At 55.8% G+C, this 13,452-nt stretch carries 13 protein-coding genes and 1 tRNA gene; 13 read left to right on the top strand and 1 reads right to left on the bottom strand.

Annotated elements, in window-relative coordinates; translation table 11 throughout:
* The 4 genes from BUE18_RS24040 (at position 1) to BUE18_RS24020 (ending at position 3,339) form a co-directional block, all read left to right on the top strand.
* Positions 1-1,092 (top strand): HprK-related kinase B, encoded by a 1,092-nt coding sequence (locus BUE18_RS24040; RefSeq protein WP_073478699.1) that lies wholly within the window; start codon positions 1-3, stop codon positions 1,090-1,092.
* Positions 1,093-1,104: 12 nt separating this feature from the next.
* Positions 1,105-2,337 (top strand): GAK system CofD-like protein, encoded by a 1,233-nt coding sequence (locus tag BUE18_RS24035; protein WP_073478698.1) that lies wholly within the window; start codon positions 1,105-1,107, stop codon positions 2,335-2,337.
* Positions 2,338-2,363: 26 nt separating this feature from the next.
* Entirely contained in the window at positions 2,364-2,732 is a 369-nt protein-coding gene (locus BUE18_RS24030) for an amphi-Trp domain-containing protein (protein WP_073478697.1), read from the top strand.
* A 514-nt stretch (positions 2,733-3,246) separates the two neighbouring features.
* Positions 3,247-3,339, top strand: a tRNA-Ser gene (locus tag BUE18_RS24020).
* A 33-nt stretch (positions 3,340-3,372) separates the two neighbouring features.
* On the opposite strand, the gene BUE18_RS28105 is transcribed toward BUE18_RS24020, so the two are convergent.
* Entirely contained in the window at positions 3,373-3,522 is a 150-nt protein-coding gene (locus tag BUE18_RS28105) for a hypothetical protein (RefSeq protein WP_170868452.1), read from the bottom strand.
* 351 nt (positions 3,523-3,873) lie between these two features.
* On the opposite strand from BUE18_RS28105, the gene BUE18_RS24015 reads away from it, so the two are divergent.
* Genes BUE18_RS24015 through cas2e form a run of 9 tightly spaced genes read left to right on the top strand, consistent with a single transcriptional unit; the run spans position 3,874 to position 13,340 of the window.
* Complete coding sequence (locus BUE18_RS24015) at positions 3,874-4,878, top strand: helix-turn-helix transcriptional regulator (protein WP_073478695.1); 1,005 nt, start codon at positions 3,874-3,876, stop codon at positions 4,876-4,878.
* A gap of 26 nt (positions 4,879-4,904) precedes the next feature.
* On the top strand, positions 4,905-7,550 hold the full coding sequence (locus BUE18_RS24010) for a CRISPR-associated helicase/endonuclease Cas3 (RefSeq protein ID WP_083611269.1): 2,646 nt from the start codon (positions 4,905-4,907) through the stop codon (positions 7,548-7,550).
* Positions 7,547-9,079 carry a type I-E CRISPR-associated protein Cse1/CasA gene (gene casA, locus BUE18_RS24005; protein WP_073478694.1) on the top strand — a complete coding sequence of 511 codons (1,533 nt, stop codon included), beginning with the start codon at positions 7,547-7,549 and terminating at the stop codon, positions 9,077-9,079. Before BUE18_RS24010 ends, casA begins: the two co-directional genes overlap by 4 nt.
* On the top strand, positions 9,076-9,576 hold the full coding sequence (gene casB, locus BUE18_RS24000; protein ID WP_073478693.1) for a type I-E CRISPR-associated protein Cse2/CasB: 501 nt from the start codon (positions 9,076-9,078) through the stop codon (positions 9,574-9,576). Before casA ends, casB begins: the two co-directional genes overlap by 4 nt.
* Positions 9,577-9,587: 11 nt before the next feature.
* Positions 9,588-10,745: a type I-E CRISPR-associated protein Cas7/Cse4/CasC gene (cas7e, locus tag BUE18_RS23995; protein ID WP_073478692.1), complete on the top strand. Its 1,158-nt coding sequence runs from the start codon at positions 9,588-9,590 to the stop codon at positions 10,743-10,745.
* Positions 10,746-10,749: 4 nt separating this feature from the next.
* The gene (gene cas5e / locus BUE18_RS23990) at positions 10,750-11,442 is read left to right on the top strand and encodes a type I-E CRISPR-associated protein Cas5/CasD (RefSeq protein WP_073478691.1); all 693 of its coding nucleotides are present in this window, start codon (positions 10,750-10,752) and stop codon (positions 11,440-11,442) included.
* Positions 11,433-12,107 carry a type I-E CRISPR-associated protein Cas6/Cse3/CasE gene (gene cas6e, locus BUE18_RS23985; RefSeq protein ID WP_073478690.1) on the top strand — a complete coding sequence of 225 codons (675 nt, stop codon included), beginning with the start codon at positions 11,433-11,435 and terminating at the stop codon, positions 12,105-12,107. The genes cas5e and cas6e overlap by 10 nt, the downstream gene beginning before the upstream one ends.
* Positions 12,108-12,157: 50 nt before the next feature.
* Complete coding sequence (gene cas1e / locus BUE18_RS23980; protein WP_073478689.1) at positions 12,158-13,069, top strand: type I-E CRISPR-associated endonuclease Cas1e; 912 nt, start codon at positions 12,158-12,160, stop codon at positions 13,067-13,069.
* Entirely contained in the window at positions 13,050-13,340 is a 291-nt protein-coding gene (gene cas2e / locus BUE18_RS23975; RefSeq protein ID WP_073478688.1) for a type I-E CRISPR-associated endoribonuclease Cas2e, read from the top strand. Before cas1e ends, cas2e begins: the two co-directional genes overlap by 20 nt.
* Positions 13,341-13,452: the final 112 nt, after the last annotated feature.

The following is a 13,452-nucleotide window of genomic DNA, read 5'->3' as shown; positions in this document are numbered from 1 at the left end:
ATGAGCGTATTCCCTCTTGATCTGGATCAAGCAGCCCAACACTTGATGCAGGATTATCCGCCGGCGCACGAACTGCATTTGCAGTTTGAGTCCTGGAAAGTCCGCCTGAAAACCAACAGCAAGGAACTGGTGGACGACCTTGCAGATTATTACGGGCCTTTCGTCGCCCAGGCCCAGGAGTCCCACGTAACCGTGCACGCCTTTGAAACCGAGCCCCTGAACCTGGACTGGGACTGGACCAGGAAAACCCCGGACCCGGGCAAGACCAAGATCAAGGAAGCCTGGGTGAACCTTAAGGGCGGCCGGGCCGTAAGAAAGCTCATCACCGGCATGACGTTCCTGTTCGGCGGCGATTATCATCTGGCCGTGGGGCCGTGCGTGAAAAACTCCAACCAGATCATCAATTTCATCAACAACCGGCATATCCAGTGGCATTTGGAAAAAGGCTGCCTGCTGGGACACGCCGCCGGGGTTTCCTTTGAGGATAAAGGCCTGGCCCTGGCCGGATTTTCCGGCGCGGGCAAGTCCACCCTGGCCTTGCACATCATGAGTTTGGGCGCGCATTTTGTATCCAACGACCGCCTGATGGTGGAAAACAAGGCGGACGAAACGCTCATGTACGGCGTGGCCAAACTGCCCCGGATCAACCCCGGCACGGCCCTGAACAACCCCGATCTGGCTTCGGTCATGCCGGCCGAAGACAAAGAGAGATTCTCCAAGCTCCCTACAAAGGAGTTATGGGATCTGGAGCATAAATACGACGCCCATATCGATGAATGCTTCGGCCCGGGAAAATTCCATCTGTCCGCGCCCATGAACGGCCTTTTCATCCTCCACTGGACCCATTCGGGCGAGCCCATGGAAATCCGCAGGGTGAATCCGGACGAACGCCGGGACCTGCTGGCCGCCTTCATGAAAACCACGGGCCTGTTCTACCTCCCTCCCCAGGGGGATGAGGAAAAGGACCCGCCCGCCGAGGTATATGTGGAAGGTCTGAAAAAGGTCGCCGTATACGAGCTTTTCGGGGGCGTGGATTTCGCCAAAGCGGCTGAACTGGGCATGCGCTTTTTAAAAACCGGCGACGTAAAGTAGGCGGAGGATTGCATGGCCCCAAGATCCTTGCGGAAAAAATCAAAAGAGCCGCCGCCGAAAAGAGTGGAAGTCGCCAAATCCGTTCTGCTGCCGGACAGGACCAAGCTGGCCAGGCTGGAAAGAGCCCCGGACCTGGGGCCGAAAATTCTCTTTTTTTCCGGCGGAACAGCCTTGCGGGAGACCAGCAAAAAGCTCATCCGGTACACCCACAACTCCACACACATCATCACGCCCTTCGATTCGGGCGGCAGTTCTGCCAAGCTCCGGGAAGCCTTCAACATGCCCGCCATCGGGGACGTACGCAATCGGCTTATGGCCCTGTCCGACCAGGACAATCCCGGCAATCAGGCCGTGTTCGAGCTTTTCGCCCACCGCCTTCCGACCAAAGAAGACAACTCCCGGCTGAAAACCCGCCTGGAAAACATGGCCAAGGGCAATAACCGTCTGGTGCGGGCCATTGGCGATCCCATGCGCAAGATCATCCGCACCTATCTGTACGGATTTTTGCAGCATATGCCGGATGACTTCAACCTCTCGGGCGCCAGCATCGGCAACCTGGTGCTGACGGCAGGATACCTGGAAAACCGCCGCCACTTCGACCCGGTCATTTATCTGTTTTCCAAGCTTGTGAACGTCCGGGGCCTGGTGCGTCCGGTGATCAACCAGCATATGCATCTGGCCGGCGAGCTGGAGGACGGCAGGGTGATCGTGGGCCAGCACCTCTTGACCGGCAAGGCGGCCGAGCCCATCGACTCGCCCATCAAACGGGTGTATCTCACCAACAGCCTGACCAAGCCGGAAAAGGTCAGGCCCCCTATCCGGGCCAAGGTGCGGGATCTCATCGAGCAGGCGGAGATGATCTGCTACCCCATCGGCAGCTTTTACTCCAGCATCATCGCCAATCTCCTGCCCAAAGGCGTGGGCGCGGCCGTCGCCGCCAATCCCAGCCCCAAATTATTCATCCCAAACACGGGCGAAGATCCCGAAGCCCTGGGCATGACCGTCGCCGATCAGGTAAGGCGCCTGCTGGAAACGCTGCGGGAGGACGATCCCCGGCTTAGGGGCCAGGATTTGCTCCATTATGTTTTAATCGACTCGACAAACCCGGGTTATCAGGGCGGCTTGGACGCGGAATCCCTTGAAAAGCTGGGAGTCCGGGTCATCGACTGTCCCATGACCAATAAGAAAAGCACGCCGCATCTGGACCCGGGACTATTGGTGCAGGTGCTATTATCCTTAACGTAATTTGGGCCTGTAAGGAGGAAGAACCTATGAGCGGTAACAAAGTTTCGCAAAGCCAGACCATGGAACTGGAAAAGGTCGCAGCCTATCTGGAAGACCTCGCCGCCAGCTTCAAGGAGGGAAAAATTGTCGTGGCCAAGGGAGACGAGTTCGTCACCCTGACCCCGCCGGAGCAGGTTTTTGTGGAAGTGGAGGCAAAAGCCAAAAAGGATAAAAACAAGTTCAGCCTGGAGCTTTCCTGGAGAGCTTTAGGCCCCGTGGACGGTGGGGAATCCCTTGTGATTTCTTCGGAAGAGCCGGAGATCGAGGAAGAACCGGAAGGAGAGGAAGCTGAAGAGGAAGTCCAGGAGGCGAAGGAGAAATCCGAAGCTCCGGGAGAAGAAAAGGTAGAGGAATAGGCTCGTTCTGCAAGGCCTGATTCAATAGGAAATGCAACGGCGAAGCCTTTGCCGTTTGTTTTGGGCGCCCCAGGCAGCGTGGTTTGCTGTCTGGGTTGCTTTAGCAACACAAGGTGCGCCCCGCAATGATGGTTGAAAGCAGGGACGCATGGCGGGCGGAAACCCCGGTTCGAAACCGTTTTACCGTAGCTGCGCGGTCCCCGCACTCGTAGTTGCGAGGTCCCCTCGCTGCCAACCGCCGGGTTCCCCAGCCCGAAATTATGCATTATTCCCGCCGAAACCATGGGGCCTTTGAGCCCGGCCGCGGTCCTCTTTTAGGAACCGCGCAGGAGGATTCGCCTGCCATTTCCCCGGTTTCCTGCAACATGTTAGAAAAGATTAAGAAACCCCTTGCAAAAACCGCCGGGATGATGCATAAGGGGGAGCATCTTTGCAAGGCGGACGCCCATCCCTGGGAATTGACATCCAAAGAACCGCTTTGCACGGGGCTTTTCGCCCCCACAACATATCTTGCGGAGAGATGGCCGAGCTGGCTGAAGGCGCTCGCCTGCTAAGCGAGTGTGCGGGGAAACCTGCACCGAGGGTTCGAATCCCTCTCTCTCCGCCATATTTTCAAGCACTTAGCTAATCCCATCACAACCTAATTTTCCTCGTTTTCGGAGTCCTCGTTGGCCGCTTGGTTGGCCGCTTTGTTTTCGTCCGCATCTTCAATAGCCCCGGAAACCTCATCCAATCCGGGGACCAGAGACCCTAAATAGATATCAGTCGTGGACTCCCTTTTATGGCCCAAAAACTTTCCCACATTTCAGGGGTTAATTCCAAGAGAGCCAAACGCCCTTTGTTCAGCATCTCCATCCCATCTCTCTGAATAGTTCCCGTTGGATAAAAAAGTCTCCCAACTGTGACCGGATCTGACACACCTACCCGTTAAAAGATAATCGTACAACTCATCTTCATCCCGGAAAATACCAAGGCCGCCAATACAGAGCTTAGGCGGTAAAATTTTAACAAGCTGTATTAATTGGGATAATTTCGCAATACAAAGAGCACTTAAAACCATGTATAAAACTGTTGTTTGTCAGATCTTCGAGGCTATGCTAATGATCGCCTTGACATCAATAAAACAACTCGGGAGGGGGACATGAGAGGCGATCAACTAGCCAGGCAATGGCGGATTCTCAGGCATATTGAAGCCAGCCATAACGGGCTGAGCGTACGCGACATCATGGACCTGGAGAATACTTCTCGCCGAACCGTGTACCGCGATCTGGAGGCTTTGCAGGCCGCAGGCTTTCCGTTGTTTACGGAGAAGATCGAGGGCCAGACCAAATGGGCCTTCATTGACGACTACAAGTTCCGGGTTCCCCAGCCTTTCACCACCACTGAGCTCATGTCCCTATACCTCTACGGGGACTTCATTAAGGTTTTTAAAGACACCTGGTATTACGACGCCCTGGAGTCACTTTTTAAAAAAGTCCGCGCCACCCTTCCCCGGGAAACCCTGGCTTATCTGGACAATATCCAAAGCGCCTTTTCCGTCGGCATACGGCCGTTCAAGGAATACGGAAAATATCGCGAAATCCTGAACCAGCTCAGCAAAGTCCTGCCCAAACGGGAGCGGGTGGAAATGATTTACCAATCCCTGCGAAGCCCCAAAGAGAGCCTTCGCAAGGTGGATCCCTACGCCCTGCGATTCCTGGACGGAACCATCTACCTCATCGGTTTTTGTCACCTGCGGGGCGAAGTCCGGACCTTTGTGGTGGACCGCATAAAGATGCTTAAGGTCACAGGCGCCGTTTTCGACCTTCCGAAAGATTTTTCCCTGGAAGAATACACCAGCCGCAGCTTTAAGGTCATGCAAGACGAACTCCATACAGTGAAGGTCCGCATCAGTCCGGAATGGTCCCGATGGGTGGGGGAGAAAATCTGGCACGAAAGCCAACGCATGGAAAAGCTCCCGGACGGCGGCCTGGAAATGACTTTCGATGTCGCCGGCCTGGATGAAATCAAGCAATGGATCCTGAGCCTGGGCCCCGAAGCCCAGGTCCTGGAACCGACGGAGCTGCAAGAGATGATCGTGCAAAGCCTGGAGCAGACGCTCCAAGCATATCAACATGCTTACAATCAAAAAAGGGCGATGGAGTAATGAACCTTTAGAAGGAGAACAATCTTATGGACAACTCCATGCACTTGTTATGGGCCAAGACGGCCCCTGACCATTCTGGACAGTGGCATCCTCTGGTATTGCATCTGCTGGATGCGGCGGCATGCGCCGAAGCAATCCTGGATCGTGAGCCGGAAACCGCCAAACAGCACATGGCCGCCTGCCTGGGGCTCCCGTGGGATGAGGCCCGTCCCTGGTTGCTTGCCGTCATTGCCTGTCATGACATAGGCAAGGCCTGCCCTGGCTTCCAGGCCAAATGGACCGAAGCGCCGCCGCACGGCATAGCTACTCGACGCAGCATCAACACACGGATCAATCATGGATACGTGAGCCAGATCGCCTTGGAATCCATTCTACTGGATTTGGGCTGGCCATATGACTTGGCGGAATTAGCCGCTGCCTCCGTGGGTTGCCATCACGGACAAAGAGCCTCTTACAGTGAGTTGCAGACTGTGGAGTTCGACAGATTCGCCATGGGTGAGGACGCATGGACGGAGGCCAGAAAACAAATCTTCCAGGCGATTCTATCCGTTTTCAATCCCGTCTCCCCTCCCTCCAAGGAAACCCTGAGCGGCCCGGAATTCATGCTGATTTCCGGCCTGACCAGCTTTGCGGACTGGATCGGCTCCAATACGGAATGGTTTGACTACGGAACGCCCCTGGACTGCGCCGACTTGGCGGCATGGTACGAAAAAAGCAAAGCCAAGGCAGACTCGGCGCTGGACGCTATCGGATGGAGGCTGCGAACTCCATTGTCTGCGGGTTTCAGGACATTTCCGGAGGTTTTTGGATTCCCGCCCAGACCGCTCCAAGAGGCTGTTTCCGTTGCCGTCCAAGATATTTCCGGGCCTTCCGTGCTGTTGCTGGAAGCCCCCATGGGTGAGGGCAAAACCGAGGCCGCGTTTTACATCCACCTGGAACAGCAAAGAAAAAACAAGCATCGGGGCCTGTACATAGCCCTGCCCACAAAAGCCACGGGCAACGCCATGTTTAAACGGACCATGGACTTTCTCCGCAAACAAGGGTGTGAACGTCCCCTGGACCTTCAATTGCTCCATGGCGCCAGTATCCTTAATGAGGATTTCACCAACCTGAAAATTTCAGACATAAGCGACCCTCATCCCGGAGGAGAAGTCAGGGCGGGAGAATGGTTTACCAATAAAAAGCGGGCGCTGCTTTCCGAATACGGGGTGGGTACGGTGGACCAGGCTTTGCTGCCTATATTGCCGGTAAGGCATAATTTTGTGCGTCTGTGGGGCCTCGCCAACCGGGTGGTGGTATTTGACGAGATCCACGCATACGACTCCTACACTGGGACTCTCTTGATTCATCTGGTCAGATGGCTTTTATCCCTGGGCTCCTCAATTGTGCTGCTATCCGCAACCCTGCCTCCATCGATTCGCCGGAAACTGGCCTCGGGCATAGGAGCTCAACCGCCCGAGGGCGCCCCCTACCCCCGATTGACAGTGTTTAGCCAAGGCGAAGCCCAACAAATCTCCTTTTCCACGGATCCGAAGAGGCGTCAAACCATAAAGGTCAAGGGCGTTCAACCGGATTTGAGTTCCGTCAATCAGGCATTGGCCGAGAATCTGCCCGCCGAAGGCATGGGCCTGGTATTGATGAACACGGTCGGAAGAGCCCAGGAATTCTTTCTTTCCTTCCCTGAGGGGGAACCCGTCAAAACCCAGGAGGCCCTTGTGGGAAAAAGGCTCCAGGACGGGACGGAGGTGTATCTGTTTCACGCCCGGTATCCAGCGGTCCTAAGGCAAAAAAGGGAGGATTTTCTGCTTAAGGTCTTTGGCAAGGACGGAGACCGTTCCGGGAGAAAAATCCTGATCGCAACCCAGGTGGTGGAGCAAAGCCTGGATCTGGATTTCGACTACATGATAACCGACCTGGCGCCCATTGATTTACTGCTGCAAAGGGCTGGCCGGTTGTGGAGGCACAAAAGAAAATCCAGGCCGGCGGATGCCCCCATTTTGACAATAGCCGGACTTACCCCCGGCGCCCCGCCTGATTTTAAAAAGCCCCTCTGGTGGAGTTCCGTGTACGGGGAAGACTTGCTTTTAAAAACCTGGACGCTCCTTGCCTCAAAAAAACAAATCATCCTGCCCGACGAAATAGATTCCCTGGTCACGGCGGTTTATGAAGACCATGTGCAAATTCCTTCCCACTTGGCGGAACGCCTGGATCAGGCCGTCATTGAAGGAGAGGGAGAAGCATTCGCCAAAACCGGGCAGGCTAACATGGCTATTATTGGACTGCCCGACGACGACTCCTGGAACGATCCGTCCCGCTTTGTCCTTTATGATGAAGACGATCCACTGGTTCACCGCAGCCTGGCGGCCCGGACCCGTCTGGGAGAGGAATCGGTGTCGGCCATCCCGTTAACCGCATTGGAAAAGGAGCATGTTTTATCCACCCCATCTTTCTCCCAGGCAAAGGAGTTATTTTTCAAGACCCTTTCCATCACCCGAAAATCCGTGGTCAAACAACTGAAACAATGCGGCGTTCCCGACCCATGGAAAAAATCGCCCCTGTTACGCAATTGCTTCCCTATGGTTCTGGATGAAAAAGGACTTTGGGAACATGACGCCCAAGTTCGCTTGGATGAAGCATTGGGCCTGTTATACCAAGAAAAGGAGGACTTATGAATCAGTTCAACCTGATCGACGAGCCCTGGATCCCCGTCAGAACGCCCGGCGGCGCCCGCCTGGAAATGGGCGTCCGGGAAGTGCTGACCAAGGCAAAGGATATCGCCGCCATCGAGGATCCTTCCCCCCTGGTGACGGCGGCTTTACACCGGTTTCTGCTGGCTGTCCTGTACCGGGCCCTGGAAGGGCCGGCGGACATCACCCAGGCCAGAGCCTTATTCAAGGGCGGCCTGCCCAGGGGCAAAATTGAGGCCTACCTGGAAAAATGGCGCGACCGGTTCTGGCTCTTTCATGAGGTGTATCCGTTTTTCCAAGTTCCTGACTATGTCCCGGAGGGGAAAAAACAATGGCGCTCCTGGCCGGCTCTGGCAGCCGAACACAATGCGGATAACGCCAAGGTGCTTTTTGACCATGTGGACGTGCAAAACGCGGGAGCAATCTCCACAGCCAATTCCGTCCGGTGGCTGCTTGCCTGCCAATCTTTCTCAATAGGAGGCGGCAACAGCGACTTCAAATACACCAAGGGCGCTCCATCCGCAGTATCGCTGATGGTCATTCCATTGGGCGCGAACCTTGAAGACTCCTTGCTTTTCCTGCTGGTTCCCCAAAACAGGGAGGTGCTGCAAAGCGATGTTCCGGTCTGGGAAAGGAAACCAGACAAAGTAAAATATCTTAGCGAGGGGCCGTCAAGAAGCCCATCAGGTCTGGCGGATTGGTACACATGGAGAACACGATCACTAAAATTCAGGCAGGAAGAAGACGGAAAAGGCATATCATCAATGACTTTTGCATCGGGAATAGGTTGCGAGGCAGACTCTTTTACCGATCCCATGCTTGCGTATAGAATCCATCCAAAACATGGTCGAATGTCTTTGCAATTCGGGGAAAAAGGCGTGTGGAGGGAGTTTGATTCTCTCTTGCCGGATAAAGAAGGGCTCGCTCCTCAGGTTATTCAACATGCGGCCGGCCTCACCCGCTCTGATGTAACCCGCTTTCCCAACTCGGTCCTGGTGCTTGGTCAGGCAAACAATCAGGCGAAAATTGAATTCTGGCGTTTAGAAAGGTTCGCACTGCCCAAGGCCCTGTTGGGCGACGGTTATGTCAGGACGGAGATTCATTCCCTTCTGGATCAGGCGGAAACAACTCAGAAAAGTCTGTACTCCGCGTGCCGAACCTACGCGGAAAAACTCCTGGCCCGGGGGGACCGAAAACCGGACGCTAAGGATATTTCCGGCTTCGTGACTCAATTACCGGTCATATCCGGCTACTGGTCCATCCTGGAGTCCCGCTTTCACGTAATTCTGGAGCAGTACACCAAGGAGGCGGATCCTGAAGACATCCGCCGTCAATGGTTTTTGTACGTAAAAGAAGCCTTAAGTGACTCTTGGGAAAAATTCCGTGCGGGAGTTTCCATGGGAGACGCCTGGGCCATTCGAGCGGCCGTTAAAGCGGAAGGAAAAATTTATCAGGAAATTAAAAAGTTAAATAGCGAAATTCAAAAACCCGAACCCCAAATGGAGGCGCCATGAAAACATTTATCCAATGGCTGGAAGAACTTAACTCCCGGGATACCAAGGTGCGGGCCGTCCTGCGCAGGAGCCTGGCCTTTGATCCCGGAACCTATGTTCCCGCCTTCCCTTATGTGGAGCCCTTTCTGCAAGGGCGGGACTCAACCTGGAAACGCAAAGCCTATTACCTGACTGCCGGCTTGTGGGGCGCGCACTGGAAAGAAGGCCGTGCGGGCCATGCCTTTTCCATTGGCAAAGCCTGCGCCGTTCACAAGACAAAAAGCGATTCCTCCAGCACGGAGTTCCGCTTCATCGCCATGCTGGACGCCGACCAGGATCAACTGCCCCACCGCATGAGGCAGATGATGGCCCTGCTCAAGGACTTTCACATTGATTATGAAGACCTGCTCCAAGGGCTTCTGTTTTGGAACGATTCCCAAAAACGCACGCAAAACCAATGGGCCAGGGATTTTTACCGCCCCCAAAACGATGAATCCAAAGAGGACTCAAACCAATAGGAGATAACGCCATGAAGACCATCATAGAAATACACGCCCTGCAGAATTACGCCCCCTCCAACCTGAACCGGGACGATACGGGCGCTCCCAAGGACGCATGGTTCGGCGGCGCCCGACGCGCCCGCATATCCAGCCAGTGCCTTAAACGAGCAGTCAGACAGCATTTTTCAGAATTGGTTGACCAAAACACCCTGGCCCACGGAGACCTTGCCAGCCGCACAAAACGCATTCTTCAGCGATTGTCGGAAATAATAACAGCTCAAGGAAGAGATGAAAATGAGGCGGAAGCGAAAATTCGTGCTGCTCTTGCTTCCGTCAAGCTCACCATCAAGGACGACGGAAAAAGCCAATACCTGCTTTTTCTGGGAAATCGGGAACTGGAAAATATCGCAAACATTATTAGCGAAAGCTGGGATTCCATCAAAGAGCTTCCCGTAGCGTCCAACGGCGACGAAAAAAAGTCCAAAAAGAAGGCCAAGGCCGCACAAGTGGACCCGGACCTGAAAAAAGCCCTGGAAAATGTCTTCAACGGAGGAAAGGCTCTGGACGTGGCCTTGTTCGGCCGCATGCTGGCCGACATGCCCGAAAAAAACCAAGACGCCGCCTGCCAGGTCGCCCATGCCATCTCCACCCATGCCGTGGACAGGGAATTCGACTTCTACACCGCCGTGGACGACCTCAAGCCGGAGGATACGGCAGGCGCTGACATGATGGGAACCATTGAGTTCAACTCCGCCTGCTTCTACCGTTACGCCGTGCTGGACTGGGATAAGCTGGTGAAAAATCTCCAGGGAGACAAGGATCTGGCGCTTAAAGGGATAGAAGCCTTTATAAACGGTTTTGTCATAGCCGAACCCACAGGCAAGCAAAACACCTTTGCCGCGCACAATCCCCCGGAATTCGTCATGGCTTCCGTGCGCCGCGACGCGGCGCCCCGCAACCTTGCCAATGCCTTTGAAACTCCTGTCTTTGTGAGGAAAAACCAGTCCCTCACCAAGGAATCCGCCCAGGAACTGGCCGCCAAGGCGAAAGTTCTTCAGGACGCGTACGGCGGGGAGGGAAAAAACTATATCCTGAATCTGTTGGACGCCCAGGTCAATGGCCTGGGGCAAAAGGCGGACAGCCTGCAGGATCTTGTTCAAAAAACCCTGAACGCTGTAAAGGAGTAAAACCATGCCTACCTTGTTGCTTCGCCTGACCGGCCCCATGCAATCCTGGGGAACCACCAGCCGGTTTAATCAGCGAGACACCGGCAAGGAGCCCAGCAAGTCCGGAGTCCTGGGGCTGCTTGCGGCGGCCATGGGAATAGACCGGGCAAACTGGACCGACCTGGAGCCCCTGACCCGCCTGTCCATGGGAGTAAGGCACGACAGGCCCGGCATGCTGAAAAGCGACTATCAGACGGCGGGCGCCGCCGCCGGCGATACAATCATCAAGGCCGGAGGAAGCCAGTCAAAAGACGGCGTGGTCTCCAAACGTTATTATCTGGCGGACGCTTGCTTTCTCGTCGCCCTGGAAGGCCCGGACAAAGTATTGCTGGAAAAGGCCCACAACGCCCTTAAAAACCCGGCCTGGCCCCTGGCCCTGGGGAGAAAGTCCTACGTCCCTTCCGAAAGCATCTGGATGGAAAACGCCGTCCTGGATCTTCCTCTCATGGCGGCCCTGGAATCCTGGCCGTGGACGTCTTCCCTCAGAAAATGGGAAAAGCCGCCCGACAAGCTGCTTGTATCCATGGAGTCCACAGACGGCTCGGGACTGATGAAAATGGACCAGCCCCTTTCATCATTCGCCGAACGCCGGTTCGGGGCCCGCTTTGTCGCGTCCCAATGGATTCCCTTTCCCCAAGGAGGCCCATCATGTATCTGAGTAGAATCCAACTCAACCCCCGCTCCAAGCAAGCCAGGCGGGACCTGTCCGACCCGTACCAGATGCATTCCTCTTTGTGCAGGGCTTTTTCCCCTCCCGAAAACCCTTGCCCCCGGAGCGAATTCCTGTGGAGGCTGGAGCCTGAAACCGGGCCGGACCAGTCTCCGTACATCCTAATGCAAAGCAGATCCCTCCCGGATTGGAGCGCCGTTTCCTCCAACGGGTGGCTGTTGAAACAGGATCCGCCAATTGACCTGAAGCAACGCCTGAAATTGGATTCCCTGGAACCAGGCGGCAAATTCCGGTTCAGGCTGCGGGCCAATCCCAGCATAAAAAGAAACGGAAAAAGGATAGGCCTCTTCCGGCGGGAGGAGCAGGAGGCCTGGCTGATGAGAATGGCGAAACTCCACGGATTCTCCTTGCCGCTGATTCCTTGCGGGGACTTTTACCAGCAAACCATGGAGAAGCCGGCCGTGAGCGTCGCCCAGGAGCAAATGCTGACGGGCAAGCAGCACAAGGGCAACGTCATCCGGGTATACTCGGCCCTGTTTGACGGGGTTTTGATGGTCCGGGAGCCGTCGCTCTTTACGGCCGCCCTGCAAAACGGGGTCGGCCATGGCAAGGTCATGGGGCTTGGAATGCTCTCCGTCATTCCCGTCCCGTAAAAAACGCGGCGCCCGGGCCATCCCCGGGCGCCTCCCAAGGAGGAAGCGCCATGCTGCCAAAGCTCAAACCCATTGCCATGAAGGAGCGCGTGTCCCTCATGTTCCTGGAAAAAGGGGAACTGGACGTCCGGGACGGCGCTTTTGTCCTCGTGGATAAAAACGGCGTGCGCACCCACATTCCGGTTGGCGCCGCGGCATGCCTGCTCCTGGAGCCGGGCATCCGCATCACCCATGCCGCCGTGGCCCTGGCGGCCCGGGTGGGGTGCCTGCTCATCTGGGTGGGGGAGGCTGCGGTCCGTCTCTACGCCGTAGGCCAGCCCGGCGGCGCCCGCTCCGACAAGCTCCTGTATCAGGCGGCCCTTGCCAATAACGATGACGCCCGGCTTAAGGTGGTGCGCAAAATGTACTCCCTGCGCTTCGGGGAGGAATCCCCCCAGCGCCGAAGCGTGGACCAGCTCCGGGGCATCGAGGGCGCCAGGGTCAAAAAAATGTACCAGATCCTGGCCCAACAGCACGGAGTCTCCTGGAAAGGCAGAAACTACGACCATACAAAATGGGGCAGCGGCGACATTGCAAACCGATGCCTCAGCTCGGCCACGTCCTGTTTGTACGGAATCAGTGAGGCCGCAATTCTGGCGGCGGGATACTCCCCGGCCATCGGATTCATCCATACGGGCAAGCCCAAATCCTTTGTCTACGATGTCGCGGACATCTTCAAATTCGAAACCGTGGTCCCCGTGGCATTTTCCATCGCCGCCCGAAAACCAAAGGATCCCGAAAGCGAGGTGCGATGGGCCTGCCGGGACGCCTTTCGGAAATCCCGAATCCTGTCCCGCATCATCCCGGAAATTGAAAACATCCTGGCCGCAGGCGGACTCTCTCCGCCTCCGCCTCCCAAGGAGTCCGTCCCCCCGGCCATCCCCAACGAAAGGAGCATAGGCGATGCTGGTCATCGATGTTGAAAACGCCCCCCCGAGGCTTCGCGGCAGACTGGCGGTCTGGCTGCTGGAAGTCCGGGCCGGAGTCTATGTAGGCGACTTTTCCGTCAAGGTAAGGGACATGATCTGGAATCAGGTGGAAGAAGGCCTGGGCCAGGGAAATGCGGTCATGATCTGGTCCGCACCCACGGAAAGCGGCTTCGACTTTAAGACATTGGGGGAAAACCGGCGGATCCCCATGGAGATGGACGGAATCAAGGTGGTCTCCTTCCTTCCCCAGGAAAAGGACGCATAGCCCTGGATCAGAAAAACATGAAACCCTATGGAAAAACAACCCTTGTCCGGGCCCTGAATCAGCCCCTGATCTTTGACAATTTATGCGGTAGACTTTTTCCGATTTTTTTTCT

It is taken from the genome of Desulfatibacillum alkenivorans DSM 16219 (genome assembly GCF_900142135.1).
Taxonomy (GTDB): Bacteria; Desulfobacterota; Desulfobacteria; order Desulfobacterales; family Desulfatibacillaceae; genus Desulfatibacillum; species Desulfatibacillum alkenivorans.
This window is presented reverse-complemented; position numbering and strand designations above follow the sequence as displayed.